The 16,196-nt window shown below is 49.9% G+C and carries 18 protein-coding genes; 8 read left to right on the top strand and 10 right to left on the bottom strand.

What is annotated here, in order from left to right:
• Positions 1-4 precede the first annotated feature (4 nt).
• Positions 5-1,144 carry an alanine--glyoxylate aminotransferase family protein gene (locus F4X55_06590; GenBank protein MYC40654.1) on the top strand — a complete coding sequence of 380 codons (1,140 nt, stop codon included), beginning with the start codon at positions 5-7 and terminating at the stop codon, positions 1,142-1,144.
• A gap of 57 nt (positions 1,145-1,201) precedes the next feature.
• A complete protein-coding gene (locus F4X55_06595) occupies positions 1,202-1,873 on the top strand; it encodes a DUF2461 domain-containing protein (GenBank protein ID MYC40655.1) in 672 nt (223 codons plus the stop codon).
• Here the strand turns inward: F4X55_06595 and F4X55_06600 are convergent.
• From F4X55_06600 to F4X55_06630, 7 genes are all read right to left on the bottom strand, one after another.
• A complete protein-coding gene (locus tag F4X55_06600; GenBank protein ID MYC40656.1) occupies positions 1,856-2,137 on the bottom strand; it encodes a hypothetical protein in 282 nt (93 codons plus the stop codon). The genes F4X55_06595 and F4X55_06600 overlap by 18 nt on opposite strands.
• Before the next feature lie 14 nt (positions 2,138-2,151).
• Complete coding sequence (locus tag F4X55_06605) at positions 2,152-2,496, bottom strand: hypothetical protein (GenBank protein ID MYC40657.1); 345 nt, start codon at positions 2,494-2,496, stop codon at positions 2,152-2,154.
• 10 nt (positions 2,497-2,506) lie between these two features.
• Entirely contained in the window at positions 2,507-3,577 is a 1,071-nt protein-coding gene (gene aroC, locus F4X55_06610; protein MYC40658.1) for a chorismate synthase, read from the bottom strand.
• Positions 3,578-3,590: 13 nt separating this feature from the next.
• The gene (locus F4X55_06615) at positions 3,591-4,583 is read right to left on the bottom strand and encodes an SDR family NAD(P)-dependent oxidoreductase (GenBank protein MYC40659.1); all 993 of its coding nucleotides are present in this window, start codon (positions 4,581-4,583) and stop codon (positions 3,591-3,593) included.
• Between the two features lie 107 nt (positions 4,584-4,690).
• Positions 4,691-5,701 (bottom strand): tRNA preQ1(34) S-adenosylmethionine ribosyltransferase-isomerase QueA, encoded by a 1,011-nt coding sequence (gene queA, locus F4X55_06620; protein MYC40660.1) that lies wholly within the window; start codon positions 5,699-5,701, stop codon positions 4,691-4,693.
• 15 nt (positions 5,702-5,716) lie between these two features.
• The gene (locus tag F4X55_06625) at positions 5,717-6,916 is read right to left on the bottom strand and encodes an argininosuccinate synthase (GenBank protein MYC40661.1); all 1,200 of its coding nucleotides are present in this window, start codon (positions 6,914-6,916) and stop codon (positions 5,717-5,719) included.
• Positions 6,917-6,958: 42 nt separating this feature from the next.
• Positions 6,959-7,387, bottom strand: coding sequence for a hypothetical protein (locus F4X55_06630; GenBank protein MYC40662.1), 429 nt, complete (start codon positions 7,385-7,387; stop codon positions 6,959-6,961).
• A gap of 385 nt (positions 7,388-7,772) precedes the next feature.
• Here F4X55_06630 and F4X55_06635 point away from each other — a divergent pair, with 385 nt between their 5' ends.
• The 5 genes from F4X55_06635 (at position 7,773) to F4X55_06655 (ending at position 12,857) form a co-directional block, all read left to right on the top strand.
• The gene (locus tag F4X55_06635) at positions 7,773-8,966 is read left to right on the top strand and encodes a DUF1214 domain-containing protein (GenBank protein ID MYC40663.1); all 1,194 of its coding nucleotides are present in this window, start codon (positions 7,773-7,775) and stop codon (positions 8,964-8,966) included.
• Between the two features lie 10 nt (positions 8,967-8,976).
• Positions 8,977-10,233: a sulfotransferase gene (locus tag F4X55_06640; GenBank protein ID MYC40664.1), complete on the top strand. Its 1,257-nt coding sequence runs from the start codon at positions 8,977-8,979 to the stop codon at positions 10,231-10,233.
• A gap of 56 nt (positions 10,234-10,289) precedes the next feature.
• Positions 10,290-11,291, top strand: a complete 1,002-nt coding sequence (locus tag F4X55_06645; GenBank protein ID MYC40665.1) for an SDR family NAD(P)-dependent oxidoreductase — start codon at positions 10,290-10,292, stop codon at positions 11,289-11,291.
• A 104-nt stretch (positions 11,292-11,395) separates the two neighbouring features.
• Positions 11,396-12,397: an SDR family NAD(P)-dependent oxidoreductase gene (locus F4X55_06650; GenBank protein ID MYC40666.1), complete on the top strand. Its 1,002-nt coding sequence runs from the start codon at positions 11,396-11,398 to the stop codon at positions 12,395-12,397.
• A complete protein-coding gene (locus F4X55_06655) occupies positions 12,387-12,857 on the top strand; it encodes an SRPBCC domain-containing protein (GenBank protein ID MYC40667.1) in 471 nt (156 codons plus the stop codon). Before F4X55_06650 ends, F4X55_06655 begins: the two co-directional genes overlap by 11 nt.
• Before the next feature lie 90 nt (positions 12,858-12,947).
• On the opposite strand, the gene pgeF is transcribed toward F4X55_06655, so the two are convergent.
• Genes pgeF through F4X55_06670 form a run of 3 tightly spaced genes read right to left on the bottom strand, consistent with a single transcriptional unit; the run spans position 12,948 to position 15,366 of the window.
• The gene (gene pgeF / locus F4X55_06660; protein MYC40668.1) at positions 12,948-13,622 is read right to left on the bottom strand and encodes a peptidoglycan editing factor PgeF; all 675 of its coding nucleotides are present in this window, start codon (positions 13,620-13,622) and stop codon (positions 12,948-12,950) included.
• Positions 13,619-14,575 carry an RluA family pseudouridine synthase gene (locus F4X55_06665; GenBank protein ID MYC40669.1) on the bottom strand — a complete coding sequence of 319 codons (957 nt, stop codon included), beginning with the start codon at positions 14,573-14,575 and terminating at the stop codon, positions 13,619-13,621. The genes pgeF and F4X55_06665 overlap by 4 nt, the downstream gene beginning before the upstream one ends.
• Before the next feature lie 8 nt (positions 14,576-14,583).
• Positions 14,584-15,366, bottom strand: coding sequence for an SAM-dependent chlorinase/fluorinase (locus F4X55_06670; GenBank protein MYC40670.1), 783 nt, complete (start codon positions 15,364-15,366; stop codon positions 14,584-14,586).
• Between the two features lie 55 nt (positions 15,367-15,421).
• Here F4X55_06670 and F4X55_06675 point away from each other — a divergent pair, with 55 nt between their 5' ends.
• On the top strand, positions 15,422-16,180 hold the full coding sequence (locus F4X55_06675; GenBank protein MYC40671.1) for an MBL fold metallo-hydrolase: 759 nt from the start codon (positions 15,422-15,424) through the stop codon (positions 16,178-16,180).
• Positions 16,181-16,196: the final 16 nt, after the last annotated feature.

Here is a 16,196-nt window from a genome sequence, read left to right on the forward strand (position 1 = left end):
CGAAATGAAAAAGTTGCTGCTGACCCCGGGTCCCGTGGCGGTCTCAAGCGAAATAATGGTTGAGATGGCCAAGCCGCTCATTCACCACAGAACCACAGAGTTCGAGGCGATATTCGAGCGAGCAAGAGAAGGACTGAAGCATATTTTCCAGACCGAAAATGAAGTTTTCATACTAGCGGCTTCGGGAACCGGCGCCATGGAAGGAGCAGTTGTGAACACCCTTTGCGCAGGTGATAAGGTGATCACGGTAAACGGCGGAAAATTCGGTGAGAGATGGGGGAAAATTGCGAGGGCCTACGGACTTGAGGTGGATGAGATACAAGTTACGTGGGGGGAGGCGGTTTCGCCCGCAATCATAGAGGAAAAGCTCGATAGCGACCCCTCAATAAAGGCGGTTATGATGCAGGCAAGCGAAACCTCTACGGGCGTGAAGCATCCCACGGATCAGGTCGCAGCGATTACCTCAAAAAGAGACGACGTACTGTTGATAGTCGACGGCATAACGGCCGTCGGCGTGTTTCCTCTTCCGTTTGACGAACTGGGAATCGACGTTCTGGTGGGCGGTTCGCAGAAGGCTTTCATGCTTCCACCGGGACTTTCATTCGCGGCGATGAGCGAGAAAGCCTGGGAGTTCAACAAAACCTCGGATCTTCCGAAGTTCTATCTAAACTTTGCCGACTACCAAAAAAGCGCCGAGAAAAACACGACGCCTTGGACTCCGGCCGTCACGCTCATAATCGGCCTCGGTAAGGTTATAGAGGGATTCATGGAAGAAGGGATGGAGAACATTTACAGAAAACGCCAGATCATGTCGCTCGCGACACGCGAGGCGCTTGGAGCGATCAACATAGATCTTTTCACCACAGATGAGGCAAGCCAAGCTCTTACCGTTGGGGTAGCCCCCGAGGAAATAGGTGCAGGAAAGATCATCTCCGAGCTTCAGACGAAATACCACATGACTGTCGCCGGGGGACAGGACCACGCCAAAGGGAAAATCTTCAGAGTATCTCACATAGGAGATGTTGACCGAAACGACATGGTCGCGTTTGTCTCGGCCCTTGAATCCGTCTTGGAATCTCTGGGACACGATTTCACAAGCGGAGCCGGTGTTTCCAAGGTCTCGGAAATACTGGCAACCGTGTAGCTGCCGCTACTGTGCGGTGTGCAGAAGTCGGCTGCGCTTGGCACTGGTGAAATCTTCATGAAACACTTCTCCACGGAGACCTTCCGTTTTTTAAAAGACCTAAGCAGTCCACGCGACAAGAAGTGGTTTGAGGAAAATCGTGGTCGCTACGAGGAAAGCTTGCTCGGGCCGTTGCGGCAAGCCATTACCGACATAGGTCCCGCCCTTAGAGAAGTGATCAAAGACTTAGAGATCCGTCCCGCGGTCAACAAGACGATTACCCGGATCAACAGGGACATGCGTTTTGCAAAGGGACAAAGTCCTTACAAAGACAACATGCTCGCGCTTTTTTATAGAGAGGGACGTAAAAGACTTGACGCTCAATTGTTTCTGGGTTTTCAGCCGAAAGGGGTATGGCGGGGACTCTACGTACCCACCCCTCTGCTGGCCCTGGATTCCCCGATGGCCGGAAAGATAAAGAACGATCCGCAAGGCGTTATAGATCTCGCGCAAGACATCGGCATCGGAGACGATATAGATTTAGTCGCGTGCAAAAAGTACGGAGAGGTTGACCGAACGCTTGACCCCATAAAAGTGGAAAGCTTTCTTGAAGGACCGCACCTCTGCGCTCTTCAAACACGGGAACCGGTCGAGGTTGCGGCCGACCCCTCTGCCTTTATCCGCGAAACCCGGGACCTGCTGGTGCGACTCGCTCCCCTCTGGAGTCTTTATTCAGGAGAAATGCTTTGATACAAGCGGGTCGTTGTCTATTTCCGAGATCAGATAACCGGTCCCGTAATAATCGCCCGAGTTGTGGTAGAGTCTCACCCCTTGGGGAGTGGTGAGATAGTTTCCCGTTTTTACGGTTTGCTCAGGAAGATCAACCTCGTATACCGTGTAGCCGATCGTTCCGGAACCGATATTAACTTTTTTCCGCTCTTCCCTAAGCTTCCTGACGCTTTTCGCGATCTCCCAAGCTTTGGGGTAGATGTGTCCTTTAACAAGAAACTTCATAACGACTGAGAAAATTAAACGACTTCCATCTCCACGCGGTCTATTAAACCGATGCACATCATTATCTTGTCTATCGCCGGATTGCGTTCATGGATGAAGGTTTCCGAAATCTCTCCGTCGCAGTCCACGCACACACCCCCCTCCTCCAACTCCTTCTCGCAATTCCCGCAGTAATATGTCTTGAGGTTATACCAATGTAAAGAGGAGTAAATAAGCTCTCTGAAACCGCTCTTGCTAAGACACTCTCCCCACTCGGAAATCGCTTCAACCAAGTTGCTGCGGTAGTAATCGGGGATATCCTCCAAGTGCCCTGAGTATATCTCTTCCTCTCCTACATAGATTCTGAAAAGTTCCGGCATGGCAGTAAAATCAGATCGTTGACAGTTTCGAGATCAGGAGGTGATCAACCAGAACGAGATTGACCATGGCCTCCGCTATTGGAACAGCCCTAGGGCAAAGACACGGGTCGTGCCTTCCCTTTACCTGCAGCTGCGTTTTTTCTCCTCTCTTATCTACCGTGTCCTGCACCTGTGATATGGAAGAAGTGGGTTTTATGGCAATTCTGACAACGAGATCCGCCCCGCTCGTTATGCCGCCTAGAAGACCGCCCGAGTTGTTCGTTCTGAAACCCAAGGTCCCATCCTCCTTTTTATACATGAGGTCATTTACCTGCGAACCTTTCTTCTCGACAACCCCGAAACCCATCCCCACCTCAAAGCCCCTTATTCCCCCTATGCTCATAAGCGCGCGCGCAAGGTCCGCGTCAAGCTTGTTAAAAACTGGGTCCCCGAGACCTGAAGGAAGCCCTTGGGACACGACCTCGACGGTTCCTCCCACGGAATCCCCTTCCTTCCTGACCGATTCTATAAGACCGATCATCTTCTCGGCGGCTTTTGGGTCAGGGCAGCGAACCGGGTTTTCCTCAATCTGGTCAAAATCGATGTCTTGGGCGACTATATCCCCCACCTGCTTTACGTATCCAGTTGTCCTCACTCCCTGGGAGTCCAGAATTTTTTTCGCTATCGCGGCGGCCGCCACTCTGCCTACCGTCTCCCGCGCCGAAGAGCGACCTCCCCCGCGGTAATCCCTGTGCCCGTATTTTTCATCGTAGGTGAAATCGGCGTGGCCGGGACGGTAGACATCCTTTATATCCTCGTAGGATTTGGATATGACGTCCGTGTTTCTCACCATCATGGATATAGGAGTCCCTAGGGTCTTTCCCTCAAAAACGCCTGAAAGTATTTCGATTGCGTCGGCTTCTTTTCTCTGGGTCGTGATCCTGCTTTGCCCGGGACGCCTTCTGTCAAGTTCGTACTGTATGTCCTCGGGAGAGATATCAAGTCCTGCGGGACAACCGTCAACGATCACTCCGAGGGCCAGTCCGTGAGACTCTCCCCAAGTGGTAATCCTAAAAAATCTTCCGAAACTGTTTCCCGCCACTTTACTCTCTTCTTCAGCTTAAATAGCCGTTCTCCCTGAACCACTCAACGGTTTTCCGTATAGTCTGCTCAATGGGAGTCGTAGTGAACCCAAGTTCCTTTACTGCCTTTGAATTGTCAGCGTGCCAGTTGTACCTTGAAAGCCTTATGGAATCGATGTCAAGTGTCGAATAGTTCGGGAATCCGAGCCCCAATACCCTCTCGAGCAGAAACGCTGTGGTGTAGGCAAACACGTAGGGGATCTTCATTTTCGGAGCCGAGATGCCGGTTATCTCTTCAAGAAGAGCGAAATAGCCCCGCACATCGACGTTTTCGTTCGCAAGTATATAGCGCTCTCCGGGTTTTCCATTCTTCTCCGCAAGCAGATGTCCATTCGCAACATCCTCAACGTCGACAAGGTTAAAGGTGCCGTCCATGTAACCAGGAAACCTTTTCTTGCAGAACCAGAGAACCGACCCGGAGCTTGAGAGATAGATGTCCCCTGTACCCAAGACAACCGAAGGATTAGTGATAACCACGGGAAGTCCCTTTTCGCTGAAGCTCTTTGCCTCTCTTTCCGCGAGGTACTTGCAGTTCATATACCCTATCCCTTCGGAGTAAAGGTCGTATTGCGTGGCTTCGGTTACCGGGGAGCCGTCCCGCTCAACTCCGATTGCGGCAACGCTGCTTGTAAAAACGACCTTTGATATTCCCACATCCATGGCGGCGGAAAGAACATTAGAAGCGCCCCGCACGTTTATATCCAGCATTTTCTGATGGTCGGATTTCTTAAACGATACGAATCCCGCAGTGTGAAAAAGAGTGTCGCATCCGGAAAAAGCGGCCTTAAGGGAATCAGGGTCTCCAACGTCCCCGTAGACCTTCTCCACGTCAAGGGAGTCTATGTTTTTAGTATTGCTCGTCTTTCTGACGAGAACCTTGACTCTGTCCCCTCTTTCAACCAGCTTTCTGGTTATGTGCGATCCTATGAATCCGGTCGCTCCCGTAACTACTGTCGCCATCTGCATTTTCCTCCGGGGAAATTGATTGAAGAAAAAACTTGTTCCAAAGAGTATAACAATTCCGCCTGATAATGTACAAGAACAGGCCCGAGTTGCGCACGGCCAGGGTCCCGTCACACTATTATCATAGAGTCGCCGTAACTCAAAAACCTGTAATCGTGCAATTTCGCTTCCTCATAGGCGGCCAGAGCCAACTCCCTGGTACCGCAGAACGCGGAAACAAGCATAAGAAGCGTTGAACGCGGCATATGGAAATTGGTTATAAGAACATCTACAAACCGGAATTCGTACGGAGGTCTTATGAAAAGATCCGTCCTACCGGAAAAATGCCGCATCTCACCGCCTTCGCTCCTTGCCGACTCAAGAGTCCTCGTGACAGTGGTTCCGACGGAAACCACCCTTCTTTTCTCCGCCTTGGCTTCGTTTACCGCTCGGGCGGTTTTCTTTGAGACGAAAACGCGTTCGGAATGCATAGCGTGGTTATCGATCAATTCTTCTTTTACGGGCCTGAAGGTCCCTTCTCCGACATGGAGAGTGACATATTCCATCAAAACGCCCTTTTCACGAAGATCCGATAGAAGTTCCAGATCGAAATGAAGACCGGCCGTCGGAGCGGCGACGGCCCCCTCCTCGGTCGCGTAAACGGTCTGATAGGTTTTTTTATCCGACGGCTCCGGTTCTCTTGGTATGTAGGGAGGAAGCGGCATCCGCCCCGTGCTGCTTATGATCCGCTCAACCGGTTCGCTGAACCTTATTGTCCAGCTTTTATCGGGTTCCCTTTTAAGACTGCCCGACACTCCTCCGTCCAGCTTGACCCGAAGACCCTCGCTCGGGTTTTTAAAAAGCACTTTCCACTGGGTCTCATCCTTTCTCTCGGTAAGAAGAAACTCCACATCTCCCCTTCGCTCCACGTGCCCCGCAAGCCTCGCAGGAATGACTCTGGTGTTGTTTAAAACCATGAGGTCACCTAGGCGCAGCAGGTCCTTAAGATCGGAAAATCTGGCGTGGGAAAAGCGTCGCGTCTTCCTATCGACCACAAGAAGCCGGGAGGAACTGCGTTTGGAAAGCGGGTAGTGCGCAATCAGCCGCGGGGGGAGATCATAGTTGAATTGATCCGTTCTCATCCGCTATGGAAGTCATTACCCCTCAAGAAGTTTCTTTACTGAGAGGCGAAGCGAGTTAAGCCTTATGAAACCGGTAGCGTCCGACTGGTCGTAAACCGAATCCTCCTCGAAAGTCGCCAGATTCTCGCTGTAAAGAGAATTCGGAGACTTTCTGCCGCAGACTATGACGTTTCCCTTGTAAAGCTTGAGCCTCACCGTACCGCTTACATCTTCCTGGCTTTTGCGGACGGCGGCAGTCAGCATCTCCATCTCGGGGGAAAACCAAAAGCCGTAATAGATAAGTTCAGATATCTTGGGAATCAGAGAATCCCTAAGGCGCATCACTTCCCTGTCCATCGTAATTGATTCAAGAGCCCTGTGCGCCGCGTGAAGAATCGTGCCGCCGGGGGTCTCGTACACGCCCCTTGACTTCATCCCGACAAACCTGTTTTCAACAATGTCGACCCTTCCGACGCCGTTTGCCCCGGCAACATCGTTTAAGAGGCCAAGAAGCGCGGAAGGAGAAAGCTCCTTTCCGTCCACGGAAACGGGGATGCCGCTCTCAAATCCGATTTCGACGTAAACGGGTTCATCAGGAGCAGCCTCGGGAGAAACCGTCATCTCGAACATATCTTCGGGCGGTTCGGCCCAGGGGTCTTCCAGAATCCCGCCTTCGTAACTTATGTGAAGAAGATTGCGGTCACAGCTGTAAGGCTTTTTCTCGGTCGCGGTGACGTCTATTCCGTTTTCCCTAGCGTAATTTATCAGGTCGGTTCTCGACTTGAAATCCCACTCGCGCCACGGGGCTATGATCCTTATATCGGGGTGAAGGGCGTAGAAAGTAAGTTCAAAGCGGACCTGATCGTTCCCCTTGCCGGTCGCTCCGTGGGAAACGGCGAAAGCTCCCTCGCGCTTGGCTATCTCGATCTGCCTTTTTGCGATAAGGGGCCTAGCTATGGAAGTTCCGAGAAGATAACTGCCTTCGTAAACGGCGTTTGCGCTTATCGCGGGAAAAACATAATCCCTTACGAATTCATCCCTCAGGTCTTCAATAAATACCGCGCACGCACCGGTTTCCCAAGCCTTGCGCTCCGCCTCCTCAAGATCTTCTTTCTGCCCTATGTCCGCCACGTAGGCTATAACATCGGAATCATATTCGTTTACGAGCCACTTGAGAATTACCGAGGTGTCAAGCCCCCCTGAATAAGCAAGGACTATCTTGTTTTTCTCAGACATTTTACGGTTGCTCCAGGATTTCTTCGCGTACGGAAAGCTTGATCAGGGCCTATCCTGATTCTGCTCGGAGATCGGACGAAGATCTAGAAGATAGAATTTTATTCCTTTGTTCTGGTAAAACTTCTCAAGCGAAAGGCCCGCATACTCTATTTTCTGGAGATCGTCTCCCGTGTAGTTAAGATTTTTTACCTCGCCTGAAAGCTTGCATGAAAACGGTATGTCCTTATCCGGTCTTTCCTGACAGATAAAACCCATGTCTATCTGCCCGCTCAAATCCATGCTCAAAGGAACAATAAATCCCACCACCAGATTCACACTCTGCAGTTCGACCACCATGATCTTTATCCTGCTTGAATCCTCCTCATCTCCGACTTCCATTATGTAGCCGTAGTAGTTAATTTCCTTGCTCTGCTCGCTAAGGGAATTCATGTACCAGTAATCTTCCGAATCGAGCCAGGACATTATCTTCATTGTTTTTTCCTCCGGGAATTCACATGGATATTTTAGGGAATTATATACTATTATTCCATCTTTGGGCAACGATGCGGGATTGATTTAAACTGCCGTTATCCTTTATTGTCAAGTGCCTTTTTCGTCATCCTCTTGAGAATCTCGAGAAAATCTTTTTCTCATTCTGCAGTTTCTATAACAAAACAATTGTCATTTTTTGGATGTCTTATATATTTGTTAAGTCATTACAGGATAAAACGAATTATTCTCGGACAAAGTGTGTGCCACAGGAAATACAAAAAAACACATCCGCAGTTATGTATATAATTCCCCTTTAATTTAATCATTGGTTCGTTCGCAGCAGTCTACTACGAGCGATGAAATCAGTTTTGCTTAGAGGTACGCCATGCCAAAATTCGCAATCCGTCTTCTCGCCTTGTTTCGACAGACATCTCTTTTCATCTGGAAGCTGCGTGGCAAAACGGAAGCCGACTTAGCCGCTCAACGGGTAGTCAGTGGAAAGTCCTGGGATGAGTTCTGCGATACTTTAAAGGCCGCGGGAGCGGCTTTAAATTTCCCAAAGGCACCTAAAGACGCATTTAGTCAGGCAGAAGGGTATCGGTACTTAAGCCGCATCGCCCGGGCCGGATTGATGGCATTTATCGAGCATGCCGACCCGAAAGCACCTGTGCTTCATCGCGTCGTCAACGAAACAACCAAGCTAGGTGCGGACAATCCCGACAATTTCTACCAGACAGCAGCCCTGAGCGGAGAGTATGAATACAAAATCAGAGGGAGGCGCAACAATATTGCATACCTAAGCTTTGGCACTCAGTCCGGCAACTATGGGCAGGGACGAGGGTTGCCTCCAACAGGGCATATAGAGTCTGACAAGATAGAAACCGACGAAAACGGGTGCTTTGAACTGATACTCAGTCGCAAACCTCAAAGCAAGAACTGGCTTCCTATGACCCCGGAAACCGGCACATTAATCGTACGTCAGACTTTCCTTGATCGCGAAACAGAAACTCCGGCAGACTTGCGAATAGAACGGATCAACTGTTCCGAAGATGAACGCCGCCCTTCTCCATTGACGCCGAAGCAGCTCGACGAAGGATTGAAAACCGCGGGAATGCTCGTGGCAGGCGCACCTTTACTGTTTGCCAAGTGGGCTCGTGATTTTCAAAAGCACACCAACGAACTGCCAATGTTTGATCCGGAAGTATCGCTGGCCGCCGGGGGTGACCCCAATATCGTTTATTACCACAGTCATTGGAAAATAGCGGAAGACGAAGCACTTTTGATAGAAGTAACGCCGCCGGAATGCGAACACTGGAACTTCCAGTTAAATAACTACTGGATGGAATCGCTGGACTACCGCTATCACACTATACACACTAACAAGCACCTTGCCCGCTATGAAGATGACGGTTCCGTGCGCCTAGTAGTAGCTCACGAAAATCCCGGTCATCCCAACTGGCTCCAAACAGCCGGACATTCTTCCGGCACGATGTGCTTTAGGTGGGTGCGCGCCAAGGAACATCCTCAACCACAGACCAGACTGATCAAGTTAACCGAGCTTAAGCAGCTGTTGAATTGAGCAAACCGCGATGGCTAAAAAGAATCTAGCGACTTCTACAGACTATGAGAATCCCTACCGTCCTCTTCCCGTTAGGATTTTCAATTCCCTCGGGAAGCTAAGTGAAAACCTCGGATTGTCGAGTTCTTTAAATATTGAAAAGCTCACCGCCAGCGCGACTCGAAAGACCGGGCTTGAGGATTTTGGCCAGGACGGTCACTCTGAGGCGTTGGAAGTTCTCATAAATTCGATTAACAACGAAGCCGAGCTGACCCCAACCGGCAAACTGATACAGAAAATTCGACTTGCAAGCGCATTAGTTCATCGCTTGCGAATTGAAGAACTGCTAAAACAACACCCTGAAATACATGACATCAATTTGGGGAAGATTATCCTGATCACGGGATTGCAGCGCAGCGGAACGACAATATTGCATAGACTGCTGAATTCTCATCCGAATATCCGAGGCGTGTCAGGCACAGAAGCACTCAATCCGTTACCGCCAAGCAACAAAGCCAAAAGAATGGCCGCTCGACATGTGCATGCAGTCCTCGCACAGCGACTGATCGCGTATTTGTCCCCGCAGTTCATGGCAGTCCACCCCATTGACCATAACGAGCCGGAAGAAGATGTAATGCTCCTTGATCTGAACTTTATGAGCCAGGCGCCGGAAGCCACAATGTATGTGCCGAGTTACTCCCGGTGGCTTGAGGAACAGGACCATACGCAGACCTACGAATATTTCCACAAGGTGCTTAAGATTCTGTGCTGGCAACGCCCCAGCATTAACTGGGTGCTCAAAACACCGCATCACATGGAATATCTGGATGTGTTTCTTAAGGTTTTCCCCACCGCGACAGTCGTGCAGACCCACCGCGACCCTCGAAAAACCATGCCCTCTTTCTGCAGCATGGTTGCTCACAACCGCGGCATATTCAGCGATCATGTGGACCCGAAGGAAATCGCCAGGCACTGGTCCAGGAAAACTCGCAGGATGGTTGAGTTAACCATCGAATCTCGAGATAAAGCAGATGCCGATCGATTCGTCGACGTTTCGTACTACGACTTGATGAAGGATCCGATTGCTCAGCTTCACCGGATTTATCTAAAGGCGGGGATTGATTTTGATGCTGAAGCGGTGCAGCAAGCCGAGACTTTTATGAAAAGAAATCCGCAAAATCGCTTTGGCAGACACGTCTATCGTTTGAGTGATTTTGGGTTGAGCGAGGAAATTATTGAAGATTATTTCTCCTTTTATCGGGAGAAGCATGAAATTCCCTTCGAATAGTCCATGCAAATCCAAGCAACCTCAGAGAACCGGAAAACAATGCGGAGAAACTCACCATGAAGCGAAAAACAAACCAAATGGGGGATGGTTCTTTCATAGACGCTATAATCATCGCAATTCGAGATTTGAAGCAACCCAAGGTATCGGAAGTAAATCCCGTTCCAAGGCACGTACGTATCGATGGCAAAACTTGTCTAATAACCGGAGCGAACAGCGGGCTGGGTAAAGCCACCGCCATTGAGCTTGCTCGCCGTGGCGCAAACATGATTTTAGCTTGTCGGCCCGGTCATACGGAAACATGCGACGAAATAAAGACGCTGTCCGGGTCTCAAAACGTAGAAATGATGGAAGTAGACCTCTCGGACCTTCGGTCGGTACACCGTCTTTGTGATAATCTGAGCAACTGCAACATCAAGATTGATATTGCGGTTTTCAACGCAGGCCTGGCGCTCCAAAAGGCAACCAAAACACCGCAAGGATACGAAACAATGTTCGCGGTTCATTTCCTGGCGAATCGCGTCATGATTGACCGGTGGCTGCAAGACGGCGTGATCTGTCCATCCAGCCAAGCTGGAAAGACACCGCGAATTATCTTCGTTTCATCTGAGGCTCATCGCTCCTCTTATACGATCGATTTCGACCGCCTCGGGGAATTTACCGACTATGAGCCCAGGGATGGCTTCAAGTATTACGGCATCAGTAAACTCGTTCTGTGTATGTTTGCGACTGAACTCTCACGCCGTCTGAACACAGGCGGCAAAACCGAAGTTGCAGTTCACTCAATGTGTCCTGGAGGCGTCGCTACGAACATTTCACGAGAAACACCGTCGATTCTGAAGCCCATAGTTAACCCGTTGCTGAGATATTTTTTCCAATCTCCGGAAGAAGCTATTGGGCCGGTAATTTACTTATGCTGTGCGGAAGAGGCCGGTACCGACACAGGCATCTACTTACATTTAATGCAGCGAAAATCAGTGTCTCCTACGGCACTGGATGAGGAAAACGGAACCAAGTTGTGGGAAGCAAGTGAGCCATTAGTCGCCAGTTCCCGAGAGTGAACCCCATAACCGGCACAGCAGCAGGCCACGTAAGTACCGGACGCGCATTTGTGTTATATAAAGAGTTGTACGAGACCACACCCTATACATAACGCTGTTCCCACATGCCTAACACGTTCTCAAAATCCGTAACCCATATCTTGCAGTTGTTTACGAGTAAGCCAATGGCGGAAGAAGTCGACATGTCGAGTCGGAACGTCATTGTTACGGGTGGCGCTCCTAATTCAATTGGTTACGAAACGGCCAAGATTCTTGCAAGCTGGGGAGCTACGGTTGTTGTCACCAGTACTCCCGACATTGAATTGATGGAAAGCTCTTTGAAAAAAGATTTGCGAATCATTGGCGCTGACGAAAAGAAGATTACAGCCCATGCGTTAGACCTGTGCGATGTTGACAGTGTCAACAATTTCACGACGTGGTACCGAAAAAATTACAGCGACCGACTGCACGTACTTATCAACAACGCAGGGATTCACAAGAATATTCTTAATCCCAGGAAAAAGCCGCCCATGACAAAAGACGGTTTTGAAATTCATTGGCGAACCAATTTCCTTGGAACCTTTCATCTGACGAGTTTATTGCTTCCAATTCTTAAGCAAAGTGGTCTGGAAAGCGGAGACGCGCGAATCATAAACTTGACTTCCCACCTGCACGACAGGGTGAAAAACAAGAGCATGTTTAACGATGACGGAGAATACCACTCCTGGGACGCTTACGGGCTGTCAAAATTAGCGCTAATTCACTTTACCTTCGAGATCCAGAGACGATTTGCCAAAAAGTACAACCTCCAATCGGCAGCGGTACACCCCGGGTCTGTTAAGACTAATCTTACGCGGATTGAGGAATTTGAAGGAAAAACCGGGTATCTTCTAAACCAAATCTGTTCCGCGCTCGCATCTTTTGTCCTGTTAAGCCCGATATCGGGCGCACAAACTTCCGTGATGTGCGCTAGCAAATACCCGCTTCAAGGTGGAAACTATTACAAACGCTGCGAAATAGCGGAATCATCCGACGATACAAAAGACCAAGATGTGTCGAAAATTCTATGGGACAACTCAGATGCATGGATTAAAACCCTAGTTAAGGGCAGCAGAGATGGGCATTAATAGTTCTACCGTACGTACCGACCGCATTCAGATCAACGCACCCATTGACTTCGTTTGGGAGGTCCTTACTGACGTTGAAAAATATGGTGAGTGGAATCCATTCACATCTCAAGCCAGAGCCGATTTTAAAATTGGGTCGCCCGTTCGTCTACTGGTAAGAATGGGACCCACAAAATTCAGAATAACTGAAACTCTATGTGCATTTGAAAAACCACGCCTTATTGCTTGGAGCAGAAAATTCGGAGCTTCCTGGTTTTTGTTTGTGGTGCGAGAGCAGCATCTGGAACCTATAAGTGATACCAGTTGCAGCTACCATAATGTCGACCTGTTAAGCGGTGTATTTTCATCAATCGTCTCGCTGCTCTTCGGCGGTTATATGCGTCGCGGTTTCAGCGATGTAGGCGTGGGATTAAAACTTCGTGCAGAAACTCTGTATCGGGAGACGAAGAACCAAAGCTAACCTAATCCCCCAAAGGTACCGTGTTCCGTCTCGGCGTGTAGGATTTTTGGAGGATACCGAACTAACGCTGAAAGAAAAAGAAGAACTCTACTAAGGAGAAATCCCGACAAAGCTGATCATCTTGTCCGTACCGGAACCGTCTCTTCTGTACGAAGGAAGATCCTGACAGCAAGTGCACATGTCCATCGTCTCGATTTCTGAGACCCCAGCGTTGCGAAGCTCGATTCTGTTAAGTTCCGCAAGATCAAGAAGGAATTTCCCGTCCCCTTTTTCGAAAAGCCAATCCCCGCCGCCGAACCTTGAGACAAACTGTGACGCCACGTCGTCCCGAACCTCGTAGCAGCATTTTCCTATGGCCGGACCTATCACGGCCAAAGAGTCCTGCGGTCTCAAAGAATACTTTTCACAAACGGCGCCAAGACAATTTTTAACCACGCGCGAGAAAGTTCCGCGCCACCCCGCATGGACGGCGCAGACGCATCTTGAATCGGGAAAGCAAAGAAGAATCGGAAGACAGTCGGCCGTGAGAATCCCGATCCCAACCCCCTTTTGGCGCGTAACGATAGAGTCAGCTTCAACAAGCTCCTCACCAGCGCCGCAGTCGGCGAAAAAAACGGAGTTCCCATGAACCTGGTTGACGGTAAGGATGCTTTCAAGCCCGTGAGCAGAAGCAATCTTCGGAATATCCGGTCCTCCCGGATCATGCACGAACCCGTGAATCACGCCGTTATATTTCTCAAGCATAGACGAATGGAAAACCCTCATCCGCCCTGTCTCCTCAAAAAATCGATCACGGAAATCATATCTTCTGGAATTTCGGCCGAGAACTCAATCCGTTTTCCCGTGGCTGGGTGGGTAAATCCGAGGCTTTTTGCGTGAAGGGCCTGTCTTTTTATTAAGCTCCCTACGGTCCCGGAGTTTCGCGGACGGCTTTTTTTGCCTCCGTAAACCTTATCGGCAAGCACCGGGAACCCGTTCTCGGAAAAATGAACCCTTATCTGGTGGGTTCTTCCGGTCTTCGGCCAAACGCTCACAAGCGTCGCTCCGCGCAGCCTCTCAACCACTTCCCAGCGGGTCTCTGCATCTCTTGCGGCCTTGGAAGAAGAGCTCATTTTTATCCTGTTCGAGGGACTTCTTCCTATCGGGGAACTAAAAACACCTGAACTTTTCTTCATCTCCCCCGAAACAACGGCCGCGTACTCTTTTTCCGTTTCCCTGCTTTTGAACTGCTCGGAAAGACTCTTGTGCGCACGATCGTTTTTCGCAACGACCATGATCCCCGAAGTCTCCTTGTCAAGGCGGTGCACTATCCCCGGACGCATCTCGCCTCCTATTCCCGAAAGGTCCTCGCACATATGAACAAGGGCGTTCACAAGCGTACCACCCGTAACTCCCGCCCCGGGATGAACCACCATGCCGGCGGGTTTGTTGACCACGATCATGTCGCGATCCTCATGGAGAACCTCAATATCGATTTCCTCTCCCTCGACGCCACAGGGTTCGGGAGGCGGAATGTTGACGCTCAAGCTCTCTCCGCCACTTATGATCTTAGAAGGCTTAAACGTTTTGCGGTCAATAAGTATGTTTCCCCGCTCTATATGCTTTTTGATGCTTGAGCGGCTAAGATCCGTCAGGAAACCCGAGAGAAACACATCCGCTCTTTGTCCCGCAAACTCCAGGGGTATTTCCGTTATGTTCTTTTCCTCGGGGGGTTCCATAATTCCTCTCAGTTCTTCTCCTCAACGATAATGACTTCCGGCGGCTCTTCGCCGAAAACATCACACGCTCGGCCCTGGTTAACCGATATCTCGATATATCCGCCGCTTCCTCCGACGGCGAGAATCTCCCCAGTCTCCGCCGAAGAATAGGACTCTGAAATTCCGGCGATCCGTTTCCCTCCGACGGTCACCGAGGCCCCGGCCCCGTTGCCAACGGCCTCAGTCGGTATGCTGGTCACAAGGTTCCCGAACTTGTCGGTGTAAACAACGGTTCCGCGAATCTCATTTCCGGTTACCGAGTATCCGTCGCGGGGAAGAATTTCGGGATCCTTTATCTGGGGTCCGATTTCCGAGAACGGAACCCCGAGCGAGAGATGTGCCGCTACCGGGGCGAATATGTCCCTTCCGTGAAAAGTGGAGCTTATCTCTTTTAGACAATAATCAAGGTTTTTTATCTCGCGGGCACGGAAATCTTCGCAGGAACGAATGACCGAGCTGAATACACCGTTATCCGGTCCCACGAAGAAATGACCGTCAGCCAAAACCGCAACGGGTCTTCGTTCGCTTCCGACCCCAGGATCAACAACTACCAGATGCACGGTTTTTGCCGGAAAATACCGGTATGAATTGCCGATCACAAAAGACGCGGCGCGGATGTCGTGAGAATCAATGCAGTGGGTTATATCGACCGGACGGGCATTTTCGTTTACGGAAAGCATCACTCCTTTCATCACTCCCACATAATGATCCTTTAACCCGAAATCGGTTGTCAGTGTTATAATGTTTCCCATCTAAACGGCTCCGCGAGTAAGATTATGGAACGGAGACGGGATTATATCAAGTCAGATGGTGAAACTTACGGTTTTGGGTTCGGGAACATGCGTTCCCCATGAAAAAAGAGGTTCTTCCGGATATCTTCTGAGCACCGATACCGGCACGTCCCTTTTTGACTGCGGAAACGGCACGGTATGGAAACTCGAAAAAATTGGGGTCGACTATCTTGGAATCGACAATGTTTTCATAACCCATTTTCACCCCGATCACACGTCCGACCTGATCCCCCTTCTTTTCGCCACGAGGCACCCCTATGGGAAAAGAAGAGAAAAGACACTTGGAATATGGGGGCCGGATGGGTTCTCGGAATTTCTCGAAAAGCTACGGGTGCCCTACAGAGAGTGGGTAAGGCCTGAACTCGTGGAAATCCACGAGATAGGAAAAAAGAAACAGAAAGTCGGCGACCTTGAAATAAAAACATTCAAAACCGTTCACACTGAAAACAGCATCGGTTATGTCGTGCGCTCGGACGGAAAGAAAATCGTTTATACCGGAGACACGGGTTATTTCCCCGGCCTTCGCAAGGCGGCTAAGGAAGCTGACATATTCGTTACGGAATGCGCACTTCCAAATTCAGAGAAGATGGCCGTTCACATGACTCCCTCCGACATAGCAAAGATTCTTCAGGAAAGCAGTCCCAAAAAAATCGTGCTCTCGCATCTTTACCCGTCAATGGACGGAAGGGACCTGCCGGAAGAAATAAAAACCCTTTCGGGAAACAACGAGACGGAAATAATAGTCGCAGAAGACTTAATGGAAATTGCTACATAAAAAATTGGTACTTAGT

The sequence above is a fragment of the Candidatus Dadabacteria bacterium genome (assembly GCA_009840385.1).
Lineage (GTDB): Bacteria > Desulfobacterota_D > UBA1144 > Nemesobacterales > Nemesobacteraceae > Nemesobacter > Nemesobacter australis.

Excerpts from the sequence above, each read along its gene's own strand:
- pgeF (MYC40668.1), bottom strand. The coding sequence starts at position 13,622 with ATGAGGGTTTTCCATTCGTCTATGCTTGAGAAATATAACGGCGTGATT.
- F4X55_06615 (MYC40659.1), bottom strand. The coding sequence starts at position 4,583 with ATGCAGATGGCGACAGTAGTTACGGGAGCGACCGGATTCATAGGATCG.
- F4X55_06600 (MYC40656.1), bottom strand. The coding sequence starts at position 2,137 with ATGAAGTTTCTTGTTAAAGGACACATCTACCCCAAAGCTTGGGAGATC.
- queA (MYC40660.1), bottom strand. The coding sequence starts at position 5,701 with ATGAGAACGGATCAATTCAACTATGATCTCCCCCCGCGGCTGATTGCG.
- F4X55_06655 (MYC40667.1), top strand. The coding sequence starts at position 12,387 with ATGGGCATTAATAGTTCTACCGTACGTACCGACCGCATTCAGATCAAC.
- F4X55_06645 (MYC40665.1), top strand. The coding sequence starts at position 10,290 with ATGAAGCGAAAAACAAACCAAATGGGGGATGGTTCTTTCATAGACGCT.
- F4X55_06675 (MYC40671.1), top strand. The coding sequence starts at position 15,422 with ATGGTGAAACTTACGGTTTTGGGTTCGGGAACATGCGTTCCCCATGAA.
- F4X55_06625 (MYC40661.1), bottom strand. The coding sequence starts at position 6,916 with ATGTCTGAGAAAAACAAGATAGTCCTTGCTTATTCAGGGGGGCTTGAC.
- F4X55_06670 (MYC40670.1), bottom strand. The coding sequence starts at position 15,366 with ATGGGAAACATTATAACACTGACAACCGATTTCGGGTTAAAGGATCAT.
- F4X55_06590 (MYC40654.1), top strand. The coding sequence starts at position 5 with ATGAAAAAGTTGCTGCTGACCCCGGGTCCCGTGGCGGTCTCAAGCGAA.
- F4X55_06595 (MYC40655.1), top strand. The coding sequence starts at position 1,202 with ATGAAACACTTCTCCACGGAGACCTTCCGTTTTTTAAAAGACCTAAGC.
- F4X55_06650 (MYC40666.1), top strand. The coding sequence starts at position 11,396 with ATGCCTAACACGTTCTCAAAATCCGTAACCCATATCTTGCAGTTGTTT.
- F4X55_06640 (MYC40664.1), top strand. The coding sequence starts at position 8,977 with ATGGCTAAAAAGAATCTAGCGACTTCTACAGACTATGAGAATCCCTAC.
- F4X55_06605 (MYC40657.1), bottom strand. The coding sequence starts at position 2,496 with ATGCCGGAACTTTTCAGAATCTATGTAGGAGAGGAAGAGATATACTCA.
- F4X55_06635 (MYC40663.1), top strand. The coding sequence starts at position 7,773 with ATGCCAAAATTCGCAATCCGTCTTCTCGCCTTGTTTCGACAGACATCT.
- F4X55_06630 (MYC40662.1), bottom strand. The coding sequence starts at position 7,387 with ATGAAGATAATGTCCTGGCTCGATTCGGAAGATTACTGGTACATGAAT.
- F4X55_06665 (MYC40669.1), bottom strand. The coding sequence starts at position 14,575 with ATGGAACCCCCCGAGGAAAAGAACATAACGGAAATACCCCTGGAGTTT.